The sequence below is a fragment of the Nonomuraea sp. NPDC049400 genome, assembly GCF_044466425.1.
Lineage (GTDB): Bacteria > Actinomycetota > Actinomycetes > Streptosporangiales > Streptosporangiaceae > Nonomuraea.
This window is the reverse complement of record NZ_JBITMP010000011.1, coordinates 206,462-232,265: the sequence shown is the minus strand read 5'-3', so window position 1 is coordinate 232,265 and position 25,804 is coordinate 206,462. Positions and strand designations below refer to the sequence as shown.

At 70.2% G+C, this 25,804-nt stretch carries 19 protein-coding genes; 6 read left to right on the top strand and 13 right to left on the bottom strand.

What is annotated here, in order from left to right; translation table 11 throughout:
- Window positions 1-218 precede the first annotated feature (218 nt).
- The 3 genes from hypF to ACIBVN_RS19730 form a co-directional block, all read right to left on the bottom strand.
- Window positions 219-2,459, bottom strand: coding sequence for a carbamoyltransferase HypF (gene hypF, locus ACIBVN_RS19740; RefSeq protein WP_397138234.1), 2,241 nt, complete (start codon window positions 2,457-2,459; stop codon window positions 219-221).
- Window positions 2,460-2,671: 212 nt separating this feature from the next.
- Window positions 2,672-4,435 carry a proteasome ATPase gene (gene arc, locus ACIBVN_RS19735; protein WP_397138232.1) on the bottom strand — a complete coding sequence of 588 codons (1,764 nt, stop codon included), beginning with the start codon at window positions 4,433-4,435 and terminating at the stop codon, window positions 2,672-2,674.
- Window positions 4,436-4,639: 204 nt separating this feature from the next.
- Window positions 4,640-5,491, bottom strand: coding sequence for a tRNA (adenine-N1)-methyltransferase (locus tag ACIBVN_RS19730; RefSeq protein WP_397138230.1), 852 nt, complete (start codon window positions 5,489-5,491; stop codon window positions 4,640-4,642).
- Between the two features lie 55 nt (window positions 5,492-5,546).
- Here ACIBVN_RS19730 and ACIBVN_RS19725 point away from each other — a divergent pair, with 55 nt between their 5' ends.
- From ACIBVN_RS19725 to ACIBVN_RS19715, 3 genes are all read left to right on the top strand, one after another.
- The gene (locus ACIBVN_RS19725; RefSeq protein WP_397138228.1) at window positions 5,547-6,638 is read left to right on the top strand and encodes a GNAT family N-acetyltransferase; all 1,092 of its coding nucleotides are present in this window, start codon (window positions 5,547-5,549) and stop codon (window positions 6,636-6,638) included.
- Window positions 6,639-6,817: 179 nt separating this feature from the next.
- Entirely contained in the window at window positions 6,818-7,315 is a 498-nt protein-coding gene (locus tag ACIBVN_RS19720; RefSeq protein ID WP_397138226.1) for a hypothetical protein, read from the top strand.
- Between the two features lie 29 nt (window positions 7,316-7,344).
- Window positions 7,345-8,169, top strand: a complete 825-nt coding sequence (locus ACIBVN_RS19715; RefSeq protein WP_397138224.1) for an SDR family oxidoreductase — start codon at window positions 7,345-7,347, stop codon at window positions 8,167-8,169.
- 147 nt (window positions 8,170-8,316) lie between these two features.
- Here the strand turns inward: ACIBVN_RS19715 and ACIBVN_RS19710 are convergent, their stop codons facing one another.
- Both ACIBVN_RS19710 and ACIBVN_RS19705 read right to left on the bottom strand, forming a co-directional pair.
- Window positions 8,317-9,756 carry an FHA domain-containing protein gene (locus ACIBVN_RS19710; protein WP_397138222.1) on the bottom strand — a complete coding sequence of 480 codons (1,440 nt, stop codon included), beginning with the start codon at window positions 9,754-9,756 and terminating at the stop codon, window positions 8,317-8,319.
- A 343-nt stretch (window positions 9,757-10,099) separates the two neighbouring features.
- The gene (locus tag ACIBVN_RS19705) at window positions 10,100-11,236 is read right to left on the bottom strand and encodes a site-2 protease family protein (RefSeq protein ID WP_397138220.1); all 1,137 of its coding nucleotides are present in this window, start codon (window positions 11,234-11,236) and stop codon (window positions 10,100-10,102) included.
- 115 nt (window positions 11,237-11,351) lie between these two features.
- On the opposite strand from ACIBVN_RS19705, the gene ACIBVN_RS19700 reads away from it, so the two are divergent.
- The 3 genes from ACIBVN_RS19700 (at window position 11,352) to ACIBVN_RS19690 (ending at window position 14,484) form a co-directional block, all read left to right on the top strand.
- Complete coding sequence (locus ACIBVN_RS19700; protein WP_397138218.1) at window positions 11,352-12,212, top strand: RecB family exonuclease; 861 nt, start codon at window positions 11,352-11,354, stop codon at window positions 12,210-12,212.
- A 416-nt stretch (window positions 12,213-12,628) separates the two neighbouring features.
- The gene (locus ACIBVN_RS19695; RefSeq protein ID WP_397138216.1) at window positions 12,629-13,804 is read left to right on the top strand and encodes a sensor histidine kinase; all 1,176 of its coding nucleotides are present in this window, start codon (window positions 12,629-12,631) and stop codon (window positions 13,802-13,804) included.
- Entirely contained in the window at window positions 13,801-14,484 is a 684-nt protein-coding gene (locus ACIBVN_RS19690; RefSeq protein WP_344995576.1) for a response regulator transcription factor, read from the top strand. The genes ACIBVN_RS19695 and ACIBVN_RS19690 overlap by 4 nt, the downstream gene beginning before the upstream one ends.
- A 99-nt stretch (window positions 14,485-14,583) precedes the next feature.
- Here the strand turns inward: ACIBVN_RS19690 and ACIBVN_RS19685 are convergent, their stop codons facing one another.
- The 8 genes from ACIBVN_RS19685 to metH form a co-directional block, all read right to left on the bottom strand.
- Window positions 14,584-15,558 (bottom strand): ABC transporter ATP-binding protein, encoded by a 975-nt coding sequence (locus tag ACIBVN_RS19685; protein ID WP_397138400.1) that lies wholly within the window; start codon window positions 15,556-15,558, stop codon window positions 14,584-14,586.
- A gap of 53 nt (window positions 15,559-15,611) precedes the next feature.
- Window positions 15,612-16,640, bottom strand: a complete 1,029-nt coding sequence (locus tag ACIBVN_RS19680; protein WP_397138214.1) for an ABC transporter ATP-binding protein — start codon at window positions 16,638-16,640, stop codon at window positions 15,612-15,614.
- The gene (locus ACIBVN_RS19675; RefSeq protein ID WP_397138212.1) at window positions 16,637-17,650 is read right to left on the bottom strand and encodes an ABC transporter permease; all 1,014 of its coding nucleotides are present in this window, start codon (window positions 17,648-17,650) and stop codon (window positions 16,637-16,639) included. The genes ACIBVN_RS19680 and ACIBVN_RS19675 overlap by 4 nt, the downstream gene beginning before the upstream one ends.
- A 93-nt stretch (window positions 17,651-17,743) precedes the next feature.
- Entirely contained in the window at window positions 17,744-19,507 is a 1,764-nt protein-coding gene (locus ACIBVN_RS19670; protein ID WP_397138210.1) for an ABC transporter substrate-binding protein, read from the bottom strand.
- A gap of 57 nt (window positions 19,508-19,564) precedes the next feature.
- A complete protein-coding gene (locus ACIBVN_RS19665) occupies window positions 19,565-20,563 on the bottom strand; it encodes an ABC transporter permease (protein ID WP_397138208.1) in 999 nt (332 codons plus the stop codon).
- Window positions 20,564-20,828: 265 nt separating this feature from the next.
- The gene (locus tag ACIBVN_RS19660; RefSeq protein WP_397138206.1) at window positions 20,829-21,299 is read right to left on the bottom strand and encodes a cellulose synthase; all 471 of its coding nucleotides are present in this window, start codon (window positions 21,297-21,299) and stop codon (window positions 20,829-20,831) included.
- 277 nt (window positions 21,300-21,576) lie between these two features.
- The gene (locus tag ACIBVN_RS19655; protein WP_397138204.1) at window positions 21,577-22,221 is read right to left on the bottom strand and encodes an HAD family hydrolase; all 645 of its coding nucleotides are present in this window, start codon (window positions 22,219-22,221) and stop codon (window positions 21,577-21,579) included.
- A gap of 72 nt (window positions 22,222-22,293) precedes the next feature.
- The gene (gene metH / locus ACIBVN_RS19650; RefSeq protein ID WP_397138202.1) at window positions 22,294-25,758 is read right to left on the bottom strand and encodes a methionine synthase; all 3,465 of its coding nucleotides are present in this window, start codon (window positions 25,756-25,758) and stop codon (window positions 22,294-22,296) included.
- Window positions 25,759-25,804 lie beyond the last annotated feature (46 nt).

Here is a 25,804-nt window from a genome sequence, read left to right as displayed (position 1 = left end):
ACATCGATCACTTTGGTTCCGCTTAGTCTCTTTATTCACACCAGTGACATGCCCGCCGCCACGATCACGCAGGCGGGCTCGTACGGTGTGGCCTGGAATCGGCTGTGGCCGTCGGTCGCACGCGATGAGCCGTCGCGACTACCGCAGGTGCGCACCCGCGGTGATGCGCCCTCAGAGACCGCGTGGCGTCCCGCGGAGAACGCCCCGCGGCCGAGGACTCAGGGGCAGTCGCGAGCAGCCGCGACGGCGGCCTGGCCCAGGCTGACGCCGCCGTCGCCGGGTGGCACCCGGACGTGCCTGAGCACGCGGAACCCGGCCGCGCGCAGCAGTGTCACCGTGCGTTCGAGCAGCAGCGCGTTCTGGAAGACCCCGCCCGACAGCGCCACGGCCGACAGTCCCGTGGCCTGCCTGAGCGTGTCGCAGGCGCGGGCGACGGCGCCGGCCAGGCCGTTGTGGAAGCGGCCGGCGATCACGCGCGTGTCCGCCCCTGCCGCCAGGTCGGCGGCGGCGGCGCGGACGAGGTCGGCGCCTTCCACGACGAGCAGGTCGCCGCCGCGGACGGCGGCCTCGTACGTGCCGCGCTCGGCCGGGTCGGCGTGCTGTTCGAGCTCGACCGCCGACTGCCCCTCGTACGTGATCTTGTCCCGGACCCCGAGCAGCGCGGCGAGGGCGTCGAAGAGGCGGCCCGCGCTGGAGGTCAGCGGGGAGCCGGGGGCGGGCCGGAGCGCCTCGGCCCAGGGGCTGCGGCGGGCGACGGCCAGTCCGGGGTGCTCGTCGCCGAGGTAGGCGGCGGTCATGCGCCAGGGCTGCCGGGCGGCGGCGCTCCCGCCCGGCATGGGCACCTGGGCGAGGTGGCCGAGGCGTTCGAAGGAGGCGAGGTCGGCGCGGAGGAACTCGCCGCCCCAGAGGGTGCCGTCGGGGCCGTGGCCGGGCCCGTCGAGTACGACTCCCAGCACGGGCCCGAGCTCGCCGTTGTCGGCCAGGCAGGAGGCGATGTGGGCGTGGTGGTGCTGGACGGCGACGCGTTCGACGCCTGGGATCGCCATGGCGTGCCTGGTCGACAGGTAGCCGGGGTGCGGGTCGTGCGCCACGATCTCGGGCCGGACGCCGAACAGCTGGCAGAGGTGTTCGATGCCCTCGGCGAACGACCTGAGCGTCTCGCGGTTCTCCAGGTCGCCGAGGTGCTGGGAGACGAACGCGCGCTGGCCTTGGGCCAGGCAGAAGGTGCTGTCCAGGTCGGCGCCGCAGGCGAGGACGGGCCGGGTCGCGGGCCGGCGGAGGGCGAGCGGCTCTGGCGCGTACCCGCGGGCGCGGCGCAGCACGGTCACCTCGCCTGCCATGGGCCGTACGAGCGAGTCGTCGGCGCGTACGTGGATCGGGCGATCGTGGATGAGGAAGGCGTCGGCGATGCCGCTGAGCCGGGTGAGCGCGTCGGCGTCCTTGTGGGCGGCGGGCTCGTCGGAGACGTTCCCACTGGCGAGCACAAGGGGTTCGGCGAGCTGGGCGAGCAGGAGGTGGTGGAGTGCCGTGCAGGGCAGCATGAGGCCGAGGCTGCGCTGCCCGGGCGCGGCGGAGGCGGCGACGGGGGCGCCGGGCAGGCGGGGCAGCAGCACGACGGGGCGGGCGCGGCTGGTGAGCAGCTCGGCGGCGAGGTCGTCGATCTCGCACAGCCGCCGCGCCTGTGCCAGGTCGGCGACCATGATCGGGAATGGTTTCTCCTCGCGGTGCTTGCGGCTCCTGAGCGCGGCGGTGGCCGGCTCGTCGGCGGCGGGCACGGCGAGGTGGAAGCCGCCGGGGCCCTTGACGGCGACGACGCGCCCGGCGCGCAGCAGGGTGACGGCCCCGGCGATGGGGTCGCCGCACAGTTCGGCGCCGCGGGCGTCGTGCAGCCGCAGCCGGGGTCCGCAGGCGGGGCAGGAGATGGGCTCGGCGTGGAAGCGGCGGTTGCCGGGGTCGTGGTATTCGGCGGCGCAGTCCTGGCACATGCCGAAGCCGGCCATGGTGGTCAGCCTCCGGTCGTACGGCATGCCGCGCACGATCGTGAAGCGGGGGCCGCAGCCGGCGCAGCCGATGAACGGGTGGCCGTGGCGGCGGTCGGCGGGGTCGGCCAGCTCGCGCAGGCACTCGTCGCAGGTGGCGGTGTCGGCGGAGACGAGGGCGCGCAGCGGGCCTGAGGGGTGGCCGGCGGCGATGGTGAAGCCGCTGTGGCCGGCCGGCTCGCCGCTGACGACGGTGACGTGCTGGATTTCGGACAGGGCCGGCGCGTCGCGTTCGAGGGCGGTAAGGAACTCCTCGACGCCGGCGAGGGCTCCTTCGACTTCGATGTGCACCCCATCAACGTCGTTGCGCACGCGCCCGGCCAGGCCCAGGCGGCGGGCCAGCGAGCAGACGAAGGGGCGGAAGCCGACGCCGTGGACGATGCCTTCCACGCGCACGTCTACTCGTTTGAGCGTGGTCACGTGCCCAGTGTGCGCCTCATCGGGGTGACGTGCATGCGTATCCGGCGTGCCACCGCGACTTCCGCGCCGGCGTGCATGCGTATCCGGCGTGCCACCGCGACTTCCACGCGGCGATGTGCTTCCCCGCTGGGCCGGGGACCGGGAAACCGTCCCGCCCGGGGTGCCGGGACACGCGGACGGGAGGGCCGCCGTGGGCCCTCCCGTCCGGGGTGTTACAGGTACTGGCCGGTGTTGGCGACGGTGTCGATGGACCGGCCGGCTTCGGTGCCCTGCTTGCCGGAGACGAGCGTGCGGATGTAGACGATCCGCTCACCCTTCTTGCCGGAGATGCGGGCCCAGTCGTCGGGGTTGGTGGTGTTGGGCAGGTCCTCGTTCTCGGAGAACTCGTCCACGCAGGCCGTGAGCAGGTGCTGCACCCGCAGGCCCTTCTGGCCGGTTTCGAGGAACTGCTTGATGGCCATCTTCTTGCCCCGGTCGACGATGTTCTGGATCATCGCGCCGGAGTTGAAGTCCTTGAAGTAGAGGACTTCCTTGTCGCCGTTGGCGTAGGTCACCTCGAGGAAGCGGTTTTCCTCGCTCTCGGTGTACATCCGCTCGACGACGCTCTGGATCATGCCCTGGATGGTGCCCTCGCGGGAGCCGGAGTGCTCCGTCAGGTCGTCCGGGTGCAGCGGCAGGTCGGCGATGAGGTACTTGGAGAAGATGTCCTTGGCCGCCTCGGCGTCCGGCCGCTCGATCTTGATCTTGACGTCCAGGCGGCCGGGCCGCAGGATCGCCGGGTCGATCATGTCTTCGCGGTTGGAGGCGCCGATGACGATGACGTTCTCCAGGCCCTCGACGCCGTCGATCTCCGACAGCAGCTGAGGGACGATGGTGTTCTCCACGTCGGAGGACACGCCGGAGCCTCGGGTGCGGAAGATCGAGTCCATCTCGTCGAAGAACACGATCACCGGGGTGCCCTCGGAGGCCTTCTCCCGGGCCCGCTGGAAGACCAGGCGGATGTGCCGCTCGGTCTCGCCGACGTACTTGTTGAGCAGCTCGGGGCCCTTGATGTTGAGGAAGAAGCTCTTGCCTGACTGGCCGGTCTTCTCCGCGACCTGCTTGGCCAGGGAGTTGGCGACGGCCTTGGCGATGAGCGTCTTGCCGCAACCGGGCGGGCCGTACAGCAGCACGCCCTTGGGAGGCCGGAGCTTGTGCTCGCGGAACAGGTCGGCGTGCAGGTAGGGCAGCTCGATGGCGTCCCTGATCTGCTCGATCTGCCTGCCGAGGCCGCCGATCTCCTCGTAGGAGATGTCGGGGACCTCCTCCAGCACGAGCTCTTCGACCTCGGACTTGGGTATGCGCTCGTAGACGTAGCCGGATCGGGGCTCGAGCAGGAGCGAGTCGCCGGCCCTGATGGGCTGGCCGATCAGCGACTCGGCCAGTCGCACGACGCGCTCTTCGTCGGCGTGCGAGATGACCAGGGCCCGCTTGCCCTCGTCGAGCAGTTCTTTGAGCATCACGATCTCGCCGACCTCTTCGTAGCCGAGCGCTTCGACCACGTTGAGGGCCTCGTTGAGCATGACCTCCTGGCCACGCCGCAGCGAGTCGACGTCGACGGCAGGGCTGACGTTCACGCGGAGCTTGCGGCCGCCGGTGAACACCTCGATGGTGCCGTCTTCTCTGGCCTCGAGGAAGGTGCCGAAGCCGGATGGCGGTTGCGCCAGCCGGTCGACCTCCTCCTTGAGAGCTACGATTTGGTCCCTGGCCTCCTTGAGTGTGGCCACCAGGCGCTCGTTCTGGCCGGTCACGGCCGCGAGATTCGCCTGTGCCTCATGGAGACGCTCTTCGAGGACCCTGGCCTGACGGGGTGACTCGGCCAGCTTCCGCCTCAGCGCGGTGATCTCCTCCTGGAGGAAGGAGACCTGTGTTGAAAGATCAGCGACCTCCCGTTCGCGCTGCGCGGCTCGAGCCTCAGCATCATCGCGAGCTGCCACGCCCCGTCACCTCCTTCCCAGTCGAGGGCGACTACTAAGGACCTTACCTATCTCGGGCCCCTCCGTAACCTGGCCGGGCAGTGTTCGTAGAGTGACATTCAGTATTCGGTGAATAATCCTCAATCGTGCGTTTAATACTCCCAGCACATGAACAGGGCAATCTGTTCCCGTGTCACGCACCAACGCACCCTCGTGGCCAAATTGTCATAGTTCTTCGGTGGTCCCCTTCGGTCGTCGGCGTCTCGGCGGGGGTGTCACTCCGTCCGCCATGCGGCGGGCGGTGACGAGGAACCCCGTGTGGCCGATCATCCGATGATCCGGTCTCACCGCGAGTCCTTCGACGTGCCAGTCGCGAACCAGGGTCTCCCACGCATGCGGCTCGGTGAAACACCCGTGATCGCGAATCGTCTCGACCGTTTTGGACATCTGCGTGGTCGTGGCGACGTAACAGCAGATCACACCGCCGGGCGTGAGCGCCTTGGCGGCGGCGTCGACGCACTCCCACGGGGCCAGCATGTCGAGGATCACCCGGTCGACGTCGATCTCGTCGATGGAGGCGACCAGGTCGCCGACGACCAGGCGCCAGTTGGCCTCCATGGGGTCGGCGTAGAACTTCTCGACGTTCTTGCGCGCCACGTCCGCGAACTCCTGGCGCCGCTCGTACGAGGTGACGTGCCCGTCGGGGCCGACGGCGCGCAGCAGGAAGCACGTCAGCGCGCCGGAGCCGACCCCTGCCTCGATCACCCGCGCGCCCGGGAAGATGTCGGCCATGCCGACGATCATCGAGGCGTCCTTGGGGTAGATGACGGCCGCGCCGCGCGGCATGGCAAGCGTGTAGTCCTGCAGCAGGTGGCGGAAGGCGAGGTATTGGGTGCCTCCCGAGGAGCGCACGACGGAGCCTTCAGGCTGCCCGATCAGGTCGCTGTGCGGGATGGCGCCCTTGTGGGTGTGGAAGACGCCGTCCTCTTTGAGCGTGATCGTGTGGCGTTTGTTCTTGGGGTCGGTGAGCTGCACCTGATCCCCCGCCCGGAAAGGCCCATGCCTGCGGAAACCCATGGCCGCAAGGTTATAGGGCTTTCGGGCGGCTCCGGACGCACGGTATCTATGGGGGATGCTTCCGCGTGATGTGATCTCGACCGGTCCCCTGATTCTGCGGCCTCCCGTGGACGGTGACACCGAGGCGATCGTCAAGACGTGCGATGATCCGATGACCGCCTGGTTCCTGCCGAGGCTGCCGTCGCCGTTCGGACCAGAGCACGCGCGCGGCTACTTCGATCTGGCTGCGGAGAGGTGGGAGGGCGGCGGCGCGGAGTTCGCGATCACGGACAACGGCCAGTACGTCGGCTCCGTCGGCGTCCGGCCGCCGGACCACTGGGGTGTGGCCGCGATCGGCTACATGGTGGCGCCGTGGGCGCGGGGCAAGAACGTGGCGGCAACAGCGGTCAGGGCGGTCACCGACTGGGTGTTCGACCACGGCGTGCGCCGGGTGGAGCTGGAGACCTCGGTGGAGAACGTCGCGAGCCTGCGTGTGGCGTACAAGACGGGCTTTCGCGAGGAGGGGCGGCGGCGGGACGCCAAGCGGCTGCGGGACGGACGGTACGTCGACATGGTCTCCTTCGCCCGCCTCGAGGGCGACGCGGCGCCGGCGGCGGAGCCGTACCTGCCGTTCTTCGAGGGCGGGGAGCTGTGCGACGGGGTGGTGCGGCTGGTGCCGATGGCCGTGGAGGACGCGGCCGACTACCACCGGATGCTGGCCGATCCGACCGTGGCGCAGTACCACTTCGGGCCGCCGGGCACGCTGGAGGACGACGAGCGCCGCTGCCGGTACACCGGCTACTGGTGGGTGTCGGGGCAGCGGATCGAGCTGGCGATCAGGGACGCCGTCTCCGGGGCGTTCGCGGGACACCTGCAGCTGATGGAGGTCGTGCAGTCGCTGGGGCAGGCCATGGTGGGGTACTCCCTGGTGCCCGAGTACCGGGGGAAGGGGTTCATGACGCGGGCGGTCAGCATGCTGGTGGACTGGGCGTTCGCCAACACCGGCCTGCACCGCATCGTGGCCGGCACCGAGGCGGGGAACGCGGCCTCGCACGGGGTGCTGGAGCGGGCCGGGTTCAGCAGGGAGGGCGTGCATCGGGCCCTGTTCGTCAGGGCGGACGGGACGCGGGTGGACGACGTGGCGTGGTCGCGCCTGCGGCCGTCGTGACGGCCGCGTGGGGATTCGGTGGCCGCGGCGGAACCTGAGGCGGTTCTGGGTAAAAAATCCAGATTTCCGGTTGAGGGCTAGTCAAGGGGCGCGTCGGGGGCGATAGTCAGGTCACCCGCCCCTTGAGATCGCGCGATCGGGCCGCGCGATCCTCCACCCTCCCCGGAGGGATCACCGCGATGCCATACAACCATGTCAATGTCGCCATGCGTGAACTCATCTCCTCGTGCTCCTGCCTGGAGGCCGCCGACCTGGTCGATCGGCTGGCGAGAGCCGCCGCCGCCGTCACGGGCACGGCCTACGCGGGGTTCGTGCGCGTGGACGCGCTGCGGCTGGAGGCGGAGCCGATCCACATGCACGGGCCTGCGGGCGATCCGCTGCGCGTGCGCCGGTGGCTGGCCGAGTCGGGGGTGCTGAAGGAGCTCGCGAAGTCGCCTGCGGCCGTGCGGCTGGCGCACGACGTGACGGTGGGCGAGCCGGGTTTCCTCGCCGCTCCCGTGCCGCTGGCGACGCGCGACCACACGTTGGTGTGGGTCGCCGGGCGGGCGTTCGGAGACGCGGACGAGCACCTGCTGAGCCGCTTCGCCACGGCCGCGGGGCGGGCGCTGGAGGCCGCCAGCGGGCTGGAGGCCGCGGTGCGGTTGTTGCGCGGCGTACGGGCCTTCCGGACGGGCTGACCGGGCGGCAGCCGGTAGCGTGGCGGCCCGTGAGGGTTCTCATTGTGGGCGGCAGCGGGTTCCTCGGCGGCGAGCTCGTACGGCTGTGCGTGACGGCCGGGCATGAGGTGGGCGCCACGTACGTGACCGCCCGGCCCGGGGAACTTCCCGCGGTGGAGTGGCTGCCGATGGACGTGCGCTCGCGCGAGGCCGTGGCGGCCACCGTGGCGGCGTTCCAGCCGGAGGTGGCGATCAACGCGGCGTACCGGAAGGCGGACTGGGCGAGCACGGCGGATGGCGCCGCGCACGTCGCCCTGGCCCTGTCGCGGACCGGCGGGCGACTGGTGCACGTCTCGAGCGACGCCGTGTTCTCGGGGGCCGCCCCGCGCTATGACGAGGCGTGCGTGCCCGACCCGGTCTCCCCGTACGGGGCCGCCAAGGCGGCGGCCGAGACGGCGGTGCGGGCGGTCCTGCGGGACGCGGCGATCGTCAGGACGTCGCTGATCGTCGGAAACGGCGGATCGACGCACGAGTCGCTGGCGCGCTCGCTGGCGACGGGGCACGGCCAGGGTGTGCTGTTCACCGACGACGTGAAGTGTCCCGTTCACGTCGGCGACCTCGCCGCGGCGCTCGTGGAGACGGCCGTCCGCGGGCTCTCAGGGGTGCTGCACGCCGCGGGGAGCGATGCCCTGAACCGGTACGAGCTGGGAGTGCTCATCGCCCGGCGGGACGGCCTGGACGCGGCGCGGCTGCGGCCCGGCCGCCGGTCCGACGCCGGGCTGGCCGGCCCGTTCGAGGTCCGGCTGGACTGCACGGCCACCCGGCGGCGGCTGCGGACCCGGCTGCGTGGCGCTCGCGATTTCCTGGCGGCATGAGGTCGCGCCGGGCTCCACGGGGCCCGCATGACCGCACAGGCCACGCATGAGGTCGCGTCGGGCTCCATGGAGCCGCATGACCGCACAGGCTGGGCATGGGAAACGCCCGCGTCCCTGGCTCGGGGACGCGGGCGTTCGCCGGGGGCGCTACCCCCGGTGCGGCTCGAAGCGGAGCGTGCGGGAGACGCCGACCCGGACCGTCGTCCCTGGGGCGATGGTGACCGGCTCGTTCGGCGGGATGTCGTAGAAGTTGGGGTCACCCGGCGGCTGGATCTGGGTGCCGTTGACCGAGCCCAGGTCGACCAGGTTGACGTCCCAGCCGTCCAGCGCCACCCGCAGGTGGCGGCGTGAGACCGACCCGTCGGGGCTGGTCACCTTGGCGGGCCTGGCGCTGCCGCCGGCCACCTCGGGCGCCCGCTCGGGGTCGCGGCCCAGCAGGTAGTCGCTCTCCAGCGGCAGCGCGGTGCCGTCGTCGAGGATGAGCACGCCGAGCGACGGGCGCGGACCCTTGTAGGGGACGAGGGTGCGCTGGACCAGCGCGATGCCGCAGACGGCGCAGTAGGGCGAGCGGGGGTCGTTGAAGTGGTCGTTCTTGCAGTCGACGCCGTAGACCAGGGGCCGGTCGCCGTGGTCCTGCTGCTCCTGCGGCGGCGTGGCGGGGGCGTCGAAGTGGTCGGGCGAGCCGAGCACGGGCGGCGCCGCCTGGTCGAAGTGGTCGGACGGGCCCATGGGCTGGGACACCTGCTGGTCGGGGACGCCGTTGAGTGGCGGCGGCTCGTCGTACGAGGGGAACTGCTGCCCCTCCGGCAGCGGCGGGGGCTGCTCCTGCGACGGCGGGAAGAAGGGCGACGGCTGGTCCTGCGGCGTCCCGAACGGCGGCTGGTCCTGCGGCGTCCCGAACGGCGGCTGATCTTGCTGCGTGCCGAACGACGGCTGCTCCACGGGCGCGGGCTGCGGGCCCGACGGCGTCCCCTGCACGACCGGCGGCTGGTCGGCCAGCGGGTAGGGAGGCCGCTCCACCGGCGCGGGCGGCTGGATCAGGTCGGCCTCGATGTGGATGGCGGTGGCGGGCAGCTCGCTGGTCAGCGGCCTGGACGGGGCGGGCGCCGAGGGCTGGTCGGTGAAGTCGCCGACGAGGCCGCCGCCGTGCACCACGCCGCCTTCCAGGCGGACCGCGGGATGCGGGCTGCCGGCGCCGGGCAGGCTCAGCTCGACCCGCTCGACCGGACCGGGGATGAGCCGGTCGGCCCAGGTCAGCGAGTCGCTGCCGGCCAGCCGCGTCTCGCCGCCGGAGGTGGCGATCGTGGCCGCGGCCGAGCCGCTGACCAGGACGGCCACTCCCTCGCCCACGGGGCCCGCGACCGCGCACGTCGCCGGGTCGCCCGCCATGTTGGCCGCCAGCACCTGCGCGGCGCGGCGGGCCAGCGCCCTGCCGTCGCCGCCGGACGCGGCCGTCTCGCGCAGCGCGTCGAGCAGGTCGTCGGCGGTGGACTCGCCGGCGTCGCACACCAGCAGCAATCCGCCCACGAAGGCGACCAGCCCGTCCCCAGGAAGCGGACGCACCACTCCGAAGCCTTGGTCGGTCATGCGTCCTCCCTCATGACGACCGCGCTGCGCTCATCGGTGCCCTCGCTGCGCTCGGTCACTCAGATCTCCTCCCCGGAAGCCGGCGATGTTACGGCACCCGCACTGCCGTGCTTGGCCACCAGCCATACGCATACCCAGACGAAGAGGCCGGGTCGCGGCCCCCTCGTCTCGATTCGGTGAACCGGGTGGGCCGCAACAAACCCCTCAACTGTGCAAGTCTGGCGAAACAGAACACTATCGGCCAGTCGTCGCATCGCAGAAATCGCCGGAGTCCGCTCCGGGCCACCCGAAACTGCTGGACACGACCCTAGCCCGGGGTCGCCGCTTAAACGAGTGGGACAAATCAGACGCCGGTGAACACCCGGTTCACATCTGCCGTCGAGAGCACGCCGTAGATCTCCCCGCCGCCCTCCACGAGCAGGTACTCGCTCCCCGGGGCCTCGCGCATGGCGTCGATGAGCGGCTCGCCGGCCAGGTCGGCCTTGAGCACCATGGTGGGCTCCAGGGACTTGGCGACGGAGCCGGCGTTCACCCAGGGGCGGCGGTGCTCCGGGGTGGCCTGTACGGCGGCCTCATGGACGATGGCCATGGGCTGGCCCTCGTGGTCGACCACGACGATGGCGCCCGCCCCGCGCTCGGTGGCCTGGCGCAGCGCCTCGGACAGCGGCGTCTCGGCCGTCACCGGGATGGCCCTGCGAGCCAGGGCACGCGCGTTGACCTGCGGGATCCTGGCCCGGATCTTGGCCACGCGCAGCGACTGCGAGGCGCCGAGCCAGATGAAGGACGCCAGCACGAACGGCCAGATGAGGTCCGCGAGATCGATCTCCTGGCCGCTCCGCAGGGCGGTCGCGATCGGGAACACGACGAGCAGCACGGCCAGCACCCGCCCGCCCCAGGCGGCGACCACGGTGCCGGAGCCGGGGTTCCTGGTGAGCTTCCACACCCCGGCGCGCAGCATCCTGCCGCCGTCCAGCGGCAGCCCGGGCAGCAGGTTGAACACGCCGACGATGAGGTTGGCCACCCACAGCTGCCAGACGAGCACCTCGAGGATGCCGCCGTTGTTGACCGCGTAGACGTCGGCGGCCAGGCCGAGCCCGCCCAGGCCGAGCGAGAGCGCCGGCCCGGCGGCGGCGACCAGGAACTCCTTGCCCGGCGTGGGCGGTTCCTTCTCGATCTCCGAGACGCCGCCCAGCAGGTAGAGGGTGATCCGGCGCACCGGCAGGCCGTACCACTTGGCCAGCACGCTGTGGGCCAGCTCGTGCAGCAGCACCGACACGTACAGGAGCACCGCGAACACCAGCGCCACCGCGTACGAGGCGGTGCTGCCGAGCTCGGGCAGCATCTGCCGGAAGCGCGGGCCGAACATCACCGTGATGAACACCGCGACGATGAACCACGACCACGAGACATACACCGGAATGCCGAACGGCTTCCCCATCCGAAGACCGGAGAACTCCTGCCGCGGGCTCTGCTCGCTCACCGCACTCCTTGAACGTCCATTACGTGCTGTTGCTGCCTTGATGCTACGCGCCCGATCGAGTGATCATCGTTTCACGCAAGCCATTCTGTCGTGGTCTTGACCTAGAGTGCGGTGCATGACGTTGACCGAACCGGTGATCATCGGAGCTCTCTCCCCGTCCCGGGCGGGCGACTTCATGACATGTCCGCTGCTCTACCGCTTCCGGGTGATCGATCAGCTCCCCGAGAAGCCGTCGCAGGCGGCGGTGCGGGGCACGGTGGTGCACGCGGTCCTGGAGCGCCTCTACGACCTTCCGGCGCCGCGGCGTTCGGTCCAGGCGGCGCTGGAGCTGTTAGAGCCACAGTGGCAGCGGCTGCTGGCCGAGGACCCGCAGTACGCGCAGATGTTCGCCGACGAGGCCGAGCAGGCGGAGTGGCTGGCGCAGGCGCGCGGCATGCTGGAGCGCTACTTCACGCTGGAGGACCCGTCGCGGCTCGAGCCCGCCGAGCGCGAGCTCTACGTGGAGGCGGTTCTCGACGGCGGGCTGATGCTGCGGGGCTACGTCGACCGGCTCGACGTGGCGCCGACCGGCGAGGTCCGGGTGGTCGACTACAAGACGGGCAGCGCGCCGGGGCCCGACTTCGAGGCCAAGGCGCTGTTCCAGATGAAGTTCTACGCGCTGGTGCTGTGGCGGCTGCGCGGCCAGGTGCCCCGGCTGCTGCAGCTGGTCTATCTGGGCGGCCAGGGCGAGGTGCTGCGCTACGCGCCGGACGAGGCCGACCTGCTGGCCACCGAGCGCAAGGTGATGGCGTTGTGGGCGGCGATCGAGCGGTCGCTGGAGTCGGGCGAGTGGCGGGCGCGCCGGAGCCGGCTGTGCGACTGGTGCGACCACCAGGCGCTGTGCCCGGAGTTCGGCGGCACCCCGCCCCCGGTCCCCGACCGCCAGCCCGGCGACACGGTACGCGGCCACCGCCGCTCGGCCACCGACGAGCTCTGACCCGCCGGCTGCTCGGGGGCCGCGGCAACCCGCGCCTTGGGCCGCCCTGGCGCGTCTCCTGCGCGTGAGTGGGCGGGGAGGAGCGCTCCCGTAGGGCCCGGCGAGCGCCCCTGGCACGAGACACCGGGATTGGCGGCGCAGGATGGCGGCGCCCGCCATGGGACTGTGCGCGAGCGTGCGGGCGGGCGCATGCAGCAGGCTACGGGCGGGCTACGTGCGGCGGGCCGCAGACGGGCGGGGCACCTGCGGCTACGTGCGGCCGAGCTACGTGCGGCCGAGCTACGTGCGGCCGAGCTACGTGCGGGCGGGCGCGTGTGCCGGAACGGGCGGCGGCCGGCGGAGGTGGGGGGTCGTATGGGTGGTAATCCTCCCGAGGGAGGAGGTTACGGCCTCTCACCTGCCCCTACAGTGAAGCGGTGCGCATAGACCGGACCACGTTCCACGACACGGTGCTCGCCGGGGTGGTGGCCGCGGCGTCGGTGGCGCTGTCCGTGCTCTACAGCCCCGCGCGGCTGCAGTCGGAGGGCCTGCCGGTCGACGGCGTGCAGGCGCCCGGCCCGCTCGGCGGGCTGCTGCTGGTGCTGGCGTGCGTTCCCGTGGCGGTGCGCAGGCGGTGGCCGCTGGCGGCCATGTGCGCGGGGCTGGTCCCGGAGACGTTGCTGACCGTGCTGGGGTACGGGACCGGCGTGTCGGGGCTGGCCAGCCTGGTGCTGCTCTACTCGGTGGCGTCCTACCGCGGGCTGGCGGTCGCGCTGGGCGGGCTGGTGATCTCGCTGGTGACGTACGCGCTCGGCGCCGCGGCGGGCCCGATCAGGGTGGCGAGCTGGAGCGAGCACGTCGTGGTGGCCATGGTGCTGGTGGCGGTGTGGGGGGCGGGCCGGAGCCTGCGGTTGCGCCGGGCGTACCTGGACGAGCTCAAGGACCGGGCGGAGCGGCTGGAGCGGGCGCACGCCGCCGACACGAGGGCGGCCAGGGCCGAGGAGCGCTCCCGGATCGCCCGCGAGCTGCACGACGTGGTCGCCCACCACGTCAGCGTGATGACCGTGCAGGCCGCCGCGGCGCGCCGGGTGCTGGCCTCCGATCCCGACCTGGCGCGCGAGGCGCTGTCGGCGATCGAGCACACGGGCCGGATGGCGATGACCGAGATGCGCAACATCGTCGGCGTGCTGCGTACCGACGCACGGGCCGAGCTGGGCCCGCAGCCCGGCGTGCGGGACCTGCCGGCGCTGATCGAGCAGATGCGCGAGGCCGGGCTGCCCACGCGGCTGCTGGTGGAGGGCGAGCCGCGGGCGCTGCCCGCCGGCGTCGACCTGGCCGCCTACCGGCTGGTCCAGGAGGGTTTGACGAACAGCCTGCGGCACGCGGGACCGGGGGCGAAGGCCGTGGTGACCGTCCACCACGACCTCGATGAGCTGGACGTACGGGTGGAGGACGACGGGCGGGGCGCGGCCGGGCTGTCCTCGCGGCCAGGGCACGGTTTGGTGGGAATTCGCGAACGGGTCGCGCTCTATGGTGGAATCCTGAGCATCGGTCCGCTACCGGGGGGCGGTTTCGAAGTGCGGGCGAGGTTCCCGTTGAAGGACGGCCAATGACGATCAGAGTGCTGCTGGTGGACGACCAGCCGCTGCTGCGCACGGGATTCCGCCTGATTCTGGAGGCCGAGCCCGACATCACGGTGGTGGGCCAGGCCGGCGACGGCAAGGACGCGATGGAGCAGACGCGCGCGCTGCTGCCGGACGTGGTCCTGATGGACATCCGCATGCCCGGGGTCGACGGCATCGAGGCGACCCGCAGGATCGTGCGGGAGGCGGCGCCCACGGCGCATGTGCCCAAGGTGCTGGTGCTGACGACCTTCGACCTGGACGAGTACATCGTGGAGGCGCTGCGCTCGGGCGCGTCCGGGTTCCTGCTGAAGGACGTGCCGCCCGACGAGCTGGTGCAGGCGATCCGGGTGGTGGCGGCCGGAGACGCGATCGTCGCGCCGAGCGTGACGCGGCGGCTGCTCGACAGGTTCGCCACGCGGCTCCCGTCGGCGTACGAGCAGCCCGCCCCCGCGCGGCTCGACCGGCTGACCGAGCGGGAGCTGGAGGTGCTGAGGCTGATCGCCAAGGGCATGTCCAACGCGGAGATCGCGGCCAAGCTCGTGGTGAGTGAGACGACGGTCAAGACGCACGTGGGCAATGTGCTGACCAAGCTGGGGCTGCGGGACCGCGTACAGGCCGTGGTGCTGGCCTACGAGACCGGGCTGATCACCCCCGGCACCTACTCCTGACCAAGACGCTCCTCCGGACCGCCCACGCGCAAAGACCGCACCCCGTGTGGCACGAGGGCCGCACGGGGTGGTGACGAGCCCAGGCGGGCCCAGGCGGGGTCAGGAGGCCTTGGCGGTGGTTTCCGGGACGTTCTCCGGGAAGTGGCAGGCGACGCGGTGCCCGCTGGCCAGCTCCTCCAACGGCGGCTCGACCTTCTTGCAGATCTCCTGCGCCTTCCAGCACCGCGTGTGGAAGCGGCACGCCGGTGGCGGGTTGAGCGGGCTGGGCACGTCGCCCGTCAGCCGGATGCGCTCGCGTCCCTTGCGCGCCCTCGGGTCGGGCACGGGCACGGCCGACATCAGGGCGTTGGTGTACGGGTGCATCGGCGAGCCGTAGAGCTGCTTACGGTCGGCGATCTCCACGATCTTGCCCAGGTACATGACGGCCACCCGGTCGCTGATGTGCCGCACCACCGACAGGTCGTGGGCGATGACGACGTAGGTGAGGTCCAGCTCGTTCTGCAGGTCCTCGAGCAGGTTGACGACCTGCGCCTGGATGGAGACGTCGAGCGCGGAGACCGGCTCGTCGGCGATGATCAGCTTGGGCTTGAGCGCGAGCGTGCGGGCGATGCCGATGCGCTGCCGCTGGCCGCCGGAGAACTCGTGCGGGTAGCGGTTGTAGTGCTCGGGGTTGAGCCCGACCAGGGCGAGGATGTCCTGGACGGCCCGCTTGATGCCGTGCTCGGTCTGCACGCCCTGGATGCGGAACGGCGCGCCGACGATGGTGCCGACCGTGTGGCGGGGGTTGAGCGACGAGTACGGGTCCTGGAAGATCATCTGCATGTCGCGGCGGAGCGGCCTGAGCTTGCCCTGCCCCATGTGCGTGATGTCCTGGCCCTCGAAGATCACCTTGCCGGCGGTGGGCTCGAGCAGGCGGGTGACCAGGCGGCCGGTGGTGGACTTGCCGCAGCCGGACTCCCCCACCAGGCCGAGCGTCTCGCCCTTGAACACGTCGAAGCTGATCCCGTCGACGGCCTTGACGGCGCCGACCTGCCGCTTGAGCAGGCCCTTGGTGACAGGGAAGTGCTTCTCCATGCCCTGTACGGAAAGCAGCGGCTCGCCGCTCGCGGGGCTCTTGTCAGGCTCGGTCACTGAGTCTCCAGCAGTGGCTTGATCTCGTTCTCCCACAGCTCCCGCCGCTCCGTCCTGTCCATGTGGCAGCGCACCAGGTGGCCGCCCGCGGTCTGGAGCAGGTCGGGCACCTCGGTCTTCGCCTTGCCCCCGGTGCGCTCGGCGTACGGGCAGCGGGGTGAGAAGGCGCAGCCCGGCGGCACGTTGATCAGCGACGGCGGGGAGCCCTTGATCGGCAGCAGCCGCTCGGTGGGCTCCCGGTCGAGCCGGGGCATCGATCCCAGTAGACCCCACGTGTAGGGGTGCTCGGGACGGTAGAAGATGTCATCGGCGCTGCCGTACTCGACGCACTTGCCCCCGTACATGACCAGGATGTCGTCGGACAGCTCGGCCACCACGCCCAGGTCGTGGGTGATGATGATCAGCGCGGAGTTGAACTCGCGCTGCAGCTCGACCATCAGGTCGAGGATCTGGGCCTGCACGGTCACGTCGAGCGCGGTGGTCGGCTCGTCGGCGATGAGCAGCTCGGGGTCGCACGACAACGCCATGGCGATCATGGCGCGCTGGCGCATGCCGCCGGAGAACTCGTGCGGGTAGGAGTCGACGCGCCGCTGCGGCTCGGGGATGCCGACCCGGCCGAGCATGTCGATGGCGTGCTTCTTGGCCACGGCCTTGGTGACCTTGTGGTGGATGCGGTACGCCTCGATGATCTGGTCGCCGACCGTGTAGAACGGGTGCATCGACGACAGCGGGTCCTGGAAGATCATCGCCATCTTCTTGCCGCGCAGCCCGCGCACGTGCTCCTGGGAGGCGCCGACGAGCTCCTCGCCGTCGAGCCAGATCTCGCCGGAGATGTTGGCGCCCTTGCCCTTGTGCAGGCCGAGGATGCCGAGGCTGGTGACCGACTTGCCGGAGCCGGACTCGCCGACGATGCCGAGCGTCTTGCCCCGTTCGAGGTTGAACGTCAGCCCGTCGACGGACTTGACCAGGCCGTCGTCGGTCGGAAAGTGGATCTTGAGGTCCTTGACCTCGAGGAAACTGCTCACGCCAGCCTCACCCTCGGGTCCACGACCGCGTAGAGCAGGTCGACGATCAGGTTTGCCACGATGATGAACGCCGCCGCGACCAGGGTGACGCCCATCACCTGGGGAAGGTCGTTGCGTTCGATGGCGTCCCTGGCGTACTTGCCGATGCCGGGCAACGAGAAGGTGCTCTCGGTCAGCACCGCGCCGCCGAGCAGCAGGCCCAGGTCCAGGCCGAACATGGTCAGCACCGGGGTGAGCGTGGCTCTCAGCCCGTGTTTGAGCACCACGGCCCGCTCGGGCAGGCCCTTGGCTCTGGCCGTGCGGATGTAGTCCTCCGACATGGTCTCGAGCATGCCCGCCCTGGTGAGCCGGGCATAACCGGCCGCGTACAGGAAGGCGAGCGTGACCCAGGGCAGCATCAGGTTGTTGGCCCAGGTGAGCGGGTCCTCGGTGAACGGGACCCAGTCGGCGACGTCGCCGACGAGGCCGAGCTGGTCTCGGAAGATCGCCAGCGACACGATGCCGGTGAAGAAGATCGGCAGCGAGACGCCGGCCAGGGCGATGCCCATGGAGAAGCGGTCGAAGAAGCTGCCGCGCCGCAGCGCGGACACCACGCCGGTGGCCACGCCGAAGACCACCCACACCACGGCCGCGCCGAGCGCCAGCGACAGCGTGATCGGTATGCGGTCGAGCAGGTCGGGCAGAACCGGGTTCTGGGTGACGTACGAGTAGCCGAAGCAGGGCGCCGGGCACACCTCGACCCCAGGGCCGTAGTTGCGCTCCACGCCGACGAAGATGCCCTTCACGAACCGGCCGTACTGGACGACGAGCGGATCGTAGAATCCCAGCCGGATCGCCGTGTCGTGGATGACCTGTTCGTTGGCGGCCTTGCCGACGTATCGGGAGGCGAGGTCGTCAGCGGACATCCCAGCGAGCCGAGGCACGAGGAAGAAGATGGCGAACGTCGCGATGCTCACCACGAAGAGCAACATGACGGCCGCTATCAACCGTCTGAGAATGTATGTGAACACTGATCTCGGCCGTGGCGGCCGGGCCTCGTGAGCCCGGCCGCCGGAGCCTTCACCTGCTTTCGACGTACGTGTCCGGCGGGGTCGCCTGACCTGTTACTGGGTGCCCAGCGTGAGGTACTCGTACATGCCCCAGTTCTGGCTGACGAAGACGTTCTTCAGCGTCGGCGGCCGGTAGAACAGTCCGTGCGCCCAGACGTAGGGCAGGATGAACGCCGAGTCCATGACCTGCTTGTCGACCTCGGCCCAGATGGCGTTGCGCTTGGTGGCGTCGGTCTCGGCGGCCGCCTGGTCGATGAGCGCGTCGATCTTCGGGTCCTTGACGCTCAGGTTGGTGTTGCCGGCGTCGCGGATGACGCGGCTGTCGACGATCTGCTGGAAGAAGCCGAAGCCCTCGGGGTAGTCGGCGCCCCAGCCGTAGACCATGAGGCCGAGGCCGTTCTTCTTGGCGAAGTCGGGCTTGCCGGCGTACAGCTTGAAGTAGTCGCCCTGCGGGTAGCCCTTGATCTCCAGCTTGATGCCGACGCGGCCGAGCGACTGCTGCAGCGACTCGGCGGTCAGCTTCTCGGCGGCGCGCTCGTTGCGGTAGGAGATGGTGGTGCTGAAGCCGTTGGGCTGGCCGCAGGCCGCCAGCTCCTCCTTGGCCTTCGCGACGTTGCCGGTCGGGTTGGCCTCGACGCCGTACGGGTCGATCTTCTGGTAGCCGGTCATCTTCGCCGGCATGAGGCTGAGCGCGATGTCGCCACCGGCGTCGGGGCCGCCGTAGGCACCCTGGATCGCGGAGCGGTCGGCCGCGTACATGACCGCCTTGCGGCAGTGGATGTTGTCGAACGGCTTGACGTCACTGTTGATGTTGGTGAACCAGGTCCGGTCGATCGGGGCCGAGTCGGCGTACTGCTTGACCTTGGGGTCGGTCAGTACCGTCTTGCGGGCGTTGGCCGCGACACCGGTGCTGTTGATCTTGACGTCGATCTTGCCGGACAGCAGACGCTGGTCGAGGTCGTCCTCGTTCTGGCCGAGCAGCACCTCGATGGAGTCGTTGAGCTGCTTGCGGTTGGGGTCGGTGGCCGCGTCCCAGTTGGGGTTCTTCACGAGCTCGATGCGCTTGGTGAGCTCGTGCGACTTGAACATGTAGGGACCGGTCGAGACCGGGTGCTCCTTGTACTTCGAGCCGGTGTCCTTCGCAGCGGGCACGGGGGCCGTCTGCGGGAGCATGGCGAAGTAGTCGAAACCGCCGTAAGCCTTCTTCAGGTGGAAGACGACGGTGTAGTCGTCAGGCGTCTCGACGGCCTTGAAGTCGTCGAGCTTGTCCTTCATCTTGTACGGGCCGGTGTAGCCCTGCAGGTCAAGCCAGTCGTTGAAGTACGTCGGGCCGCTGGGCAGGATGTCCTTGTCCAGCGAGCGGGCCACGGCGTACTTGACGTCCTTCGAGGTGACGGGGGTGCCGTCCTCGAACTTGATGCCCTTGCGCAGCTTGTACGTCCACGTCTTGCCGCCGTCGCTGGGCTTGCCGAGGTCCTCGGCCAGGTCGCCGACGAGCTGCAGGCCCTCCTCGCCCGGCACCGGCTTGAACATGGTCAGCGCGCGCGTGTAGAGGCGCGAGAAGTTCCAGGCGTAGCCGTAGTACTGGTCGCCCGGGTCCACCGAGTCGAAGTCGCCCGGCATGCCCATGTGGAGGGTGCCGCCGGTCTTGTCCGACGGGTTGATGATCTGCGTGACGCCCGCGTTGTACTGGCTGGCGGGCTTGTCGTCACTTCCGCCGCCGCCGGTGCTCTTGCCGCCGCCGCCGCCACACGCGGACACGACCACGGCGAGAGCGGCGGTCATCGCCACTGCCGACGCCTTGGATCTTGTCTTCATCGACCTGACACACCCCTTGTATCTAGGAGTTGAGAACTTTGCGGAAAATCACGAGGTCTATCGGGCCTTCGGGTCGAAGGCATCCCTGAGGCCGTCACCGAGCAGGTTGAACGCCAGCACGGTGACGAAGATCGCGAGACCAGGGAAGATCATGAAGTTGGGCGCCACCTGGTAGTTGTGTACGGCATCCGACAGCATGCCGCCCCAGGTGGGGGTCGGCGGCCGCACGCCCACGCCGAGGAAGGACAGCGCCGCCTCGAACAGGATGTTCGAGGGGATCAGCAGCGTCGAGTAGACCAGGATCGGCGCCAGGAGGTTGGGCAGGATCTCCTTGAACAGGATGGTGTGGCTGCGCGCCCCCAGGCTCCTGGAGGCGTCGACGAACTCCCGTTCGCGCAGCGACAGCGTCTGGCCGCGAATGATCCGCCCGATATAGGGCCAGTTGAAGAAGCCGATGATGAACACCAGCAGGCTGATCCTCAGCGTGTCGCCTGACAGGCCGAACGCCTTGTCGGGGATGACGCCGGCCAGCGCCAGCGCGAACACCAGCAGCGGGAAGGCCAGGAAGATGTCCATGAGCCGGCTGATGACGGTGTCGATCCAGCCGCCGAAGAAGCCGGCGATCATCCCGAGCACCGTGCCGAGCACGACGCACAGCAGGGTCGCGAAGAACGCGATCAGCAGCGAGATGCGGGCTCCGTACAGGATGCGGCTGAACAGGTCGCGGCCCGTGTCCGGCTCCACGCCGAACAGGAAGTCCCCGCTGATGCCGCCGAAGGAGCCCAGCGGAGCTCCGATGGAGGGATCGAGTTTCTCCCGGTGCCACTCCGCCGGCGGGTGCCCGAACCACGACACCAGCAGCGGGGCGAAGATCGCGACGAGGATGAGCAGCAGGATGACGATGCCGCCGATCATCGCGATGCGGTCGCGCCTGAGGCGCATCCAGGCGATCTGCCCCAGGGAACGGCCCCGGATGACTGAAGACTCCGCCCCCTCAAGAACGGTCTCCGGCCCGGCTTCGACGGCCGATTCCGGAACATCGAGCGGTGCGGTCATGCCAGTAAGCCCCCTGGATTCCAGACGACATCGTCCGTGTCGGCGCGGTCCCGGTCAGGGTAGTGCGCCCATGCGAGTGCGAACCGCGTGTCGCGGCCCCAGGAGGCAGAATCTATGGCCTGAGCTGGTGTGACTAGTCCCTCTGTGCCCTATGTGGCTCAACTGTGATTGACCAGAAACTCATTCGTATCGATCTTGAGAAGAATGTCTACGAGCCGTCCCGTTTACGTCTCGGAACTGTGACAGAGCCGGTTTCGCCGTGCATTCAGCTGATGCCGCGGCGTTTGAGCAGTTCTTCGATATCGGAGAAGTCGTCATCGCTCTTCGGCTTTTGCTTGGCGGCCACGGCGGGCTGCTGTGGTTTCGTGGGCGATTTGTTCGCTGAAGGCTGAATTTCGGGGGCCTCGGTGGCGGTCTTCTTTCGTACGGTCGAGAGCTTTCTGCCGCGGATCACGCCCGACACGACGAACAGCACCACGGACAACCCCGTCACGGCGACGCCCGCCCAGACCAGCGGATTGAACACCAGCCCGGTGACGAAACCGACGGCGGTCGCGCCGATGGTCCACAAGGCCTGCAGCGCGCCCGTCAGGTAGGCCGCCACCGGCAGCAACGCCCATGCCGCCATCCGCATGCCGGCGGCCGCTCCCCTGCGCCTGAAGGCCAGGAAACTGAGCACCAGGCCCACCGCGGTCACTCCTGCGCACAGCGGCAACCACGCGATCTGTTCGAACATCACGCCGCCCCTCGTATCGACTACATCTCCATCCTGGCACGTGAAACGCCGCCCACCCCTCCTCCGCGAGGACCACTTGCCCCCTAGGGGTTGTTGATCGCCACCCGGCCCGTGGCGGCGCTCCCGCGGCTCGCACCATCCGCTCCCGGCGCCTGGCAGGACGGCACCGTAGTCTCGGGTCGCACATGGAAGGGAGGGACAGCGCCGTGCTCCGGCGCACACATGGAAGGGCGGACGGCGCCGTGCTCCGGCGCGCGCGTGGCGGGCGGAGCGAGGCTCAGACCGTGATGAGGGCGCGCAGGTCGGCGACGCCGAGCAGTTCCAGCGACGGGACCACCAGGCGGCCGGGCGCGGGGTCGATGGCCAGCAGGCTCGGGACCGCCACCACCGCGCAGCCCGCCGCGGTGGCGGCCGCGACGCCGTTGGGCGAGTCCTCCAGCACCACGCAACGCACCGGCTCCACCCCCAGCAGCCGCGCGGCCGTCAGGTACGGCTCCGGGTCCGGCTTGGTGCGTTCGACGTCGTCGGCCGTGACCACCACGTCGAACCGGTCGCGGCCCACGCCTTTGAGCACCGCGTCCGCGATCTCCTTCAGCGACGAGGTGACCAGCCCCACCGGCACGTTCTCGGCCCGCAGCGCGTCGAGCAGCTCAGCGGCTCCGGGCATGACGTGGACGCCCGCCGACAGCCGCCGCACCATCCCGCCGGTCATCCACTCCCGCACGGTCTCGGCGGGCATGTCGGAGCCCGACACGGCCAGCATGTAGTCGACCGTGCGCTCCATCGACCCGCCCACGAGGTGGGCCTGGTGGGCGGGCGTCCACTGGGCGCCGAGCCTGGCCATCACGTCGGTCTCGATCTCCAGCCAGACCCGCTCGCTGTCGACCAGCAGCCCGTCCATGTCGAAGAAGACCGCTTCCAAACCTGCCCCCGATCGTAGTGCGTGCCCGCCATCGTGCCGCCCGCCGGTGAACGGCGGGCGGCACGACGCGGATCAGACGTTGAAGTATTTCGCCTCGGGGTGGTGGGCGACCAGCGCCGACGTGGCCTGCTCGGGGTGGAGCTGGAACTCCTCCGACAGGGTCACCCCGATGCGCTCGGGGTCGAGCAGCTCGAACAGCTGCTTCTGGTCCTCCAGGTTGGGGCAGGCGGGGTAGCCGAACGAGTAGCGGCAGCCCTGGATGTTGACCTTGAGCATGTCGTCGAGCGACTCCTCGCCGCCGATCCCCCACTCCGAGCGCACCCTGGCGTGCCAGTATTCGGCCAGCGCCTCGGTGAGCTGCACCGACAGGCCGTGCAGCTCGAGGTAGTCGCGGTAGGCGTCCTTGGCGAACAGCTCGGCCGTGGCCTCGGAGATCTTCGAGCCCATGGTGGCCACCTGGAAGCCGATCACGTCGACCTCGCCGGAGTCCTTGGCGCGGAAGAAGTCGGACAGGCACAGGTGGCGGTCGCGGCGCTGGCGCGGGAACGTGAAGCGGGTGCGCTCGCCGCCGTTGTCGTCGAGGATGATCAGCGAGTCGCCCTCGGAGACGCACGGGAAGTGGCCGTAGACGACGGCCGCCTCCAGCAGGCCCTCGGTCTGGATGCGCTCGAGCCACATGCGCAGCCGGGGCCGCCCTTCGGTCTCGACCAGCTCCTCGTAGTCGGGTCCGCTGCCGCCCCTGGTGGGCTTGAGGCCCCACTGGCCGAGGAACAGGGCCCGCTCGTCGAGGAAGGCGGCGTAGTCGGCCAGTGAGATGCCCTTGACGACGCGGTCGCCGTAGAAGGGCGCCGTGGGGACGGGGTTGTCGGCGGCCACGTCGGAGCGGGCGGGCAGCTCCTCGACGGGGGTGCGCTGCAGCACCGCGCCGGTCTTCACACGCCGCTCGCGCAGCGGCGGCAGCGTCGCGCCCTTCTCGCCGCGCTTGACGGCCATGAACGCGTCCATCAGCCGCAGCCCCTCGAACGCGTCGCGCGCGTACCGCACCTCGCCCTCGAACAGCCCGGCCAGGTCCTGCTCGACGTAGGCGCGGGTGAGCGCGGCGCCGCCGAGCAGCACGGGGTATTTCTCCGACAGGCCCCTGGAGTTCATCTCCTCCAGGTTTTCCTTCATGATGACCGTCGACTTCACCAGCAGGCCCGACATGCCGATGACGTCGGCCTTCTGCTCGTCGGCGGCCTCCAGGATGGCCGAGACCGGCTGCTTGATGCCGAGGTTGACCACCTGGTAGCCGTTGTTGGACAGGATGATGTCGACGAGGTTCTTGCCGATGTCGTGCACGTCGCCCTTGACGGTGGCCAGCACGATGCGGCCCTTCGTCTCGCCCTCGACGCGGTCCATGTGGGGCTCGAGGTAGGCGACGGCGGCCTTCATCACCTCGGCCGACTGCAGCACGAACGGCAGCTGCATCTGCCCCGACCCGAACAGCTCGCCCACGGTCTTCATGCCGTCGAGCAGCACGTCGTTGATGATCTCAAGGGCCGGGCGCTGCTCGAGACCGGTGTCGAGGTCGGCCTCCAGGCCCTTGCGCTCGCCGTCGATGATGCGCCGCTTGAGCCGCTCCCACAGCGGCAGCGCGGCCAGCTCCTCGGCCTTGCCCGCGCGCATGACGGCCGCGTCGACGCCCTCGAACAGCTCCATGAACCGCTGCAGCGGGTCGTAGCCCTCGCGCCGCCGGTCGTAGACCATGTCGAGCGCGACCTGGCGCTGCTCGTCGGGGATGCGGGCCATCGGCAGGATCTTGGAGGCGTGCACGATGGCGGAGTCGAGACCGGCGTTGACGCACTCGTTGAGGAAGACCGAGTTGAGCACCATGCGGGCGGCCGGGTTGAGGCCGAAGCTGATGTTGGACAGGCCGAGCGTGGTCTGCACGCCCGGGTAGCGGCGCTTGAGGTCGCGGATGGCCTCGATGGTCTCCAGGCCGTCGCGCCGGGTCTCCTCCTGGCCGGTGGCGATGGGGAAGGTCAGGCAGTCGACGATGATGTCCTCGACCCGCATGCCCCAGTTGGCGGTCAGGTCTTCGATCAGCCGCGTGGCCACGCGTACCTTCCACTCGGCGGTGCGGGCCTGGCCCTCCTCGTCGATGGTCAGCGCGACGACCGCCGAGCCGTGCTCGCGCACGAGGCGCATGATCTTCTGGAAGCGGGAGTCGGGGCCGTCGCCGTCCTCGTAGTTGACGGAGTTGACCGCGGCGCGGCCACCGAGCATCTCGAGCCCGGCCTGCAGCACCGCGGGCTCGGTCGAGTCGAGCATGATCGGCAGGGTGGACGCCGTGGCGAACCGGAACGCCAGCTCCTTCATGTCGGCCACGCCGTCGCGGCCGACGTAGTCGACGCACAGGTCGAGCAGGTGGGCGCCGTCGCGGGCCTGCTCGCGGGCCGTCTCGACGCAGTCGTCCCAGCGGCCCTCCAGCATGGCCTCGCGGAAGGCCTTGGAGCCGTTGGTGTTGCAGCGCTCGCCGATGGCCAGGTAGGAGGTGTCCTGCCGGAACGGCACGGTCTGGTAGAGCGAGGACGCGCCCGGCTCGGGATGCGGCCGGCGCGCCGGAACCTCCTTGCCGCGCACCCGCTCGACCACCTGGCGCAGGTGCTCGGGCGTGGTGCCGCAGCAGCCGCCGACCAGCGACAGGCCGTAGTCGCGGGTGAACGTGCCGTGCGCGTCGGCCAGCTCCTGCGCGCTCAGCGGATAGTACGCGCCGTCGGCCGTCAGCACCGGCAGGCCGGCGTTGGGCATGCAGGAGAGCTTGAGCCGCGAGTGGCGGGCGAGGTAGCGCAGGTGCTCGCTCATCTCGGCGGGGCCGGTCGCGCAGTTGAGGCCCATGATGTCGACGCCGAGCGGCTCGATCGCGGTCAGCGCGGCGCCGATCTCGGAGCCGAGGAGCATGGCGCCGTTGGTCTCGATGGTCACCTGCGCGATGATCGGGATGTCGCGCCCGGAGTCTTCGATGGCCCGCCTGGCGCCGACGACGGCGGCCTTGACCTGGAGCAGGTCCTGGCAGGTCTCGATGATCAGCGCGTCGGCGCCGCCCGCGATCAGGCCCGCCGCGTTGTCGCGGTAGGCGTCGCGCAGCCTCGCGTACGGCAGGTGGCCGAGGGTGGGGAGCTTGGTGCCGGGGCCCATGGAGCCGAGGACGAAGCGCGGCTGGTCGGGCGTGGACCAGTGGTCGGCGGCCTCGCGGGCGATCCTGGCGCCCGCCTCGGAGTATTCGAAGACGCGGTCGGAGATGTCGTACTCGCCGAGCGCGGCGAGGTTGGCGCCGAACGTGTTGGTCTCGACGCAGTCGACGCCGACGGCGAAGTAGGCGTCGTGGACGCCGCGCACGATGTCGGGCCTGGTGACGTTGAGCACCTCGTTGCAGCCCTCGTGACCGTGGAAGTCGTCGAGCGTCGGGTCCTGGGCCTGGAGCATCGTGCCCATCGCCCCGTCGGCCACGATGACGCGCTGGGACAACACTTCGCGGAAGGACGAGGAGATGCTCATGGGGTAGAGCTTATCGGGTGCGCCTCGAGCGCCACTCGCGCGCGGC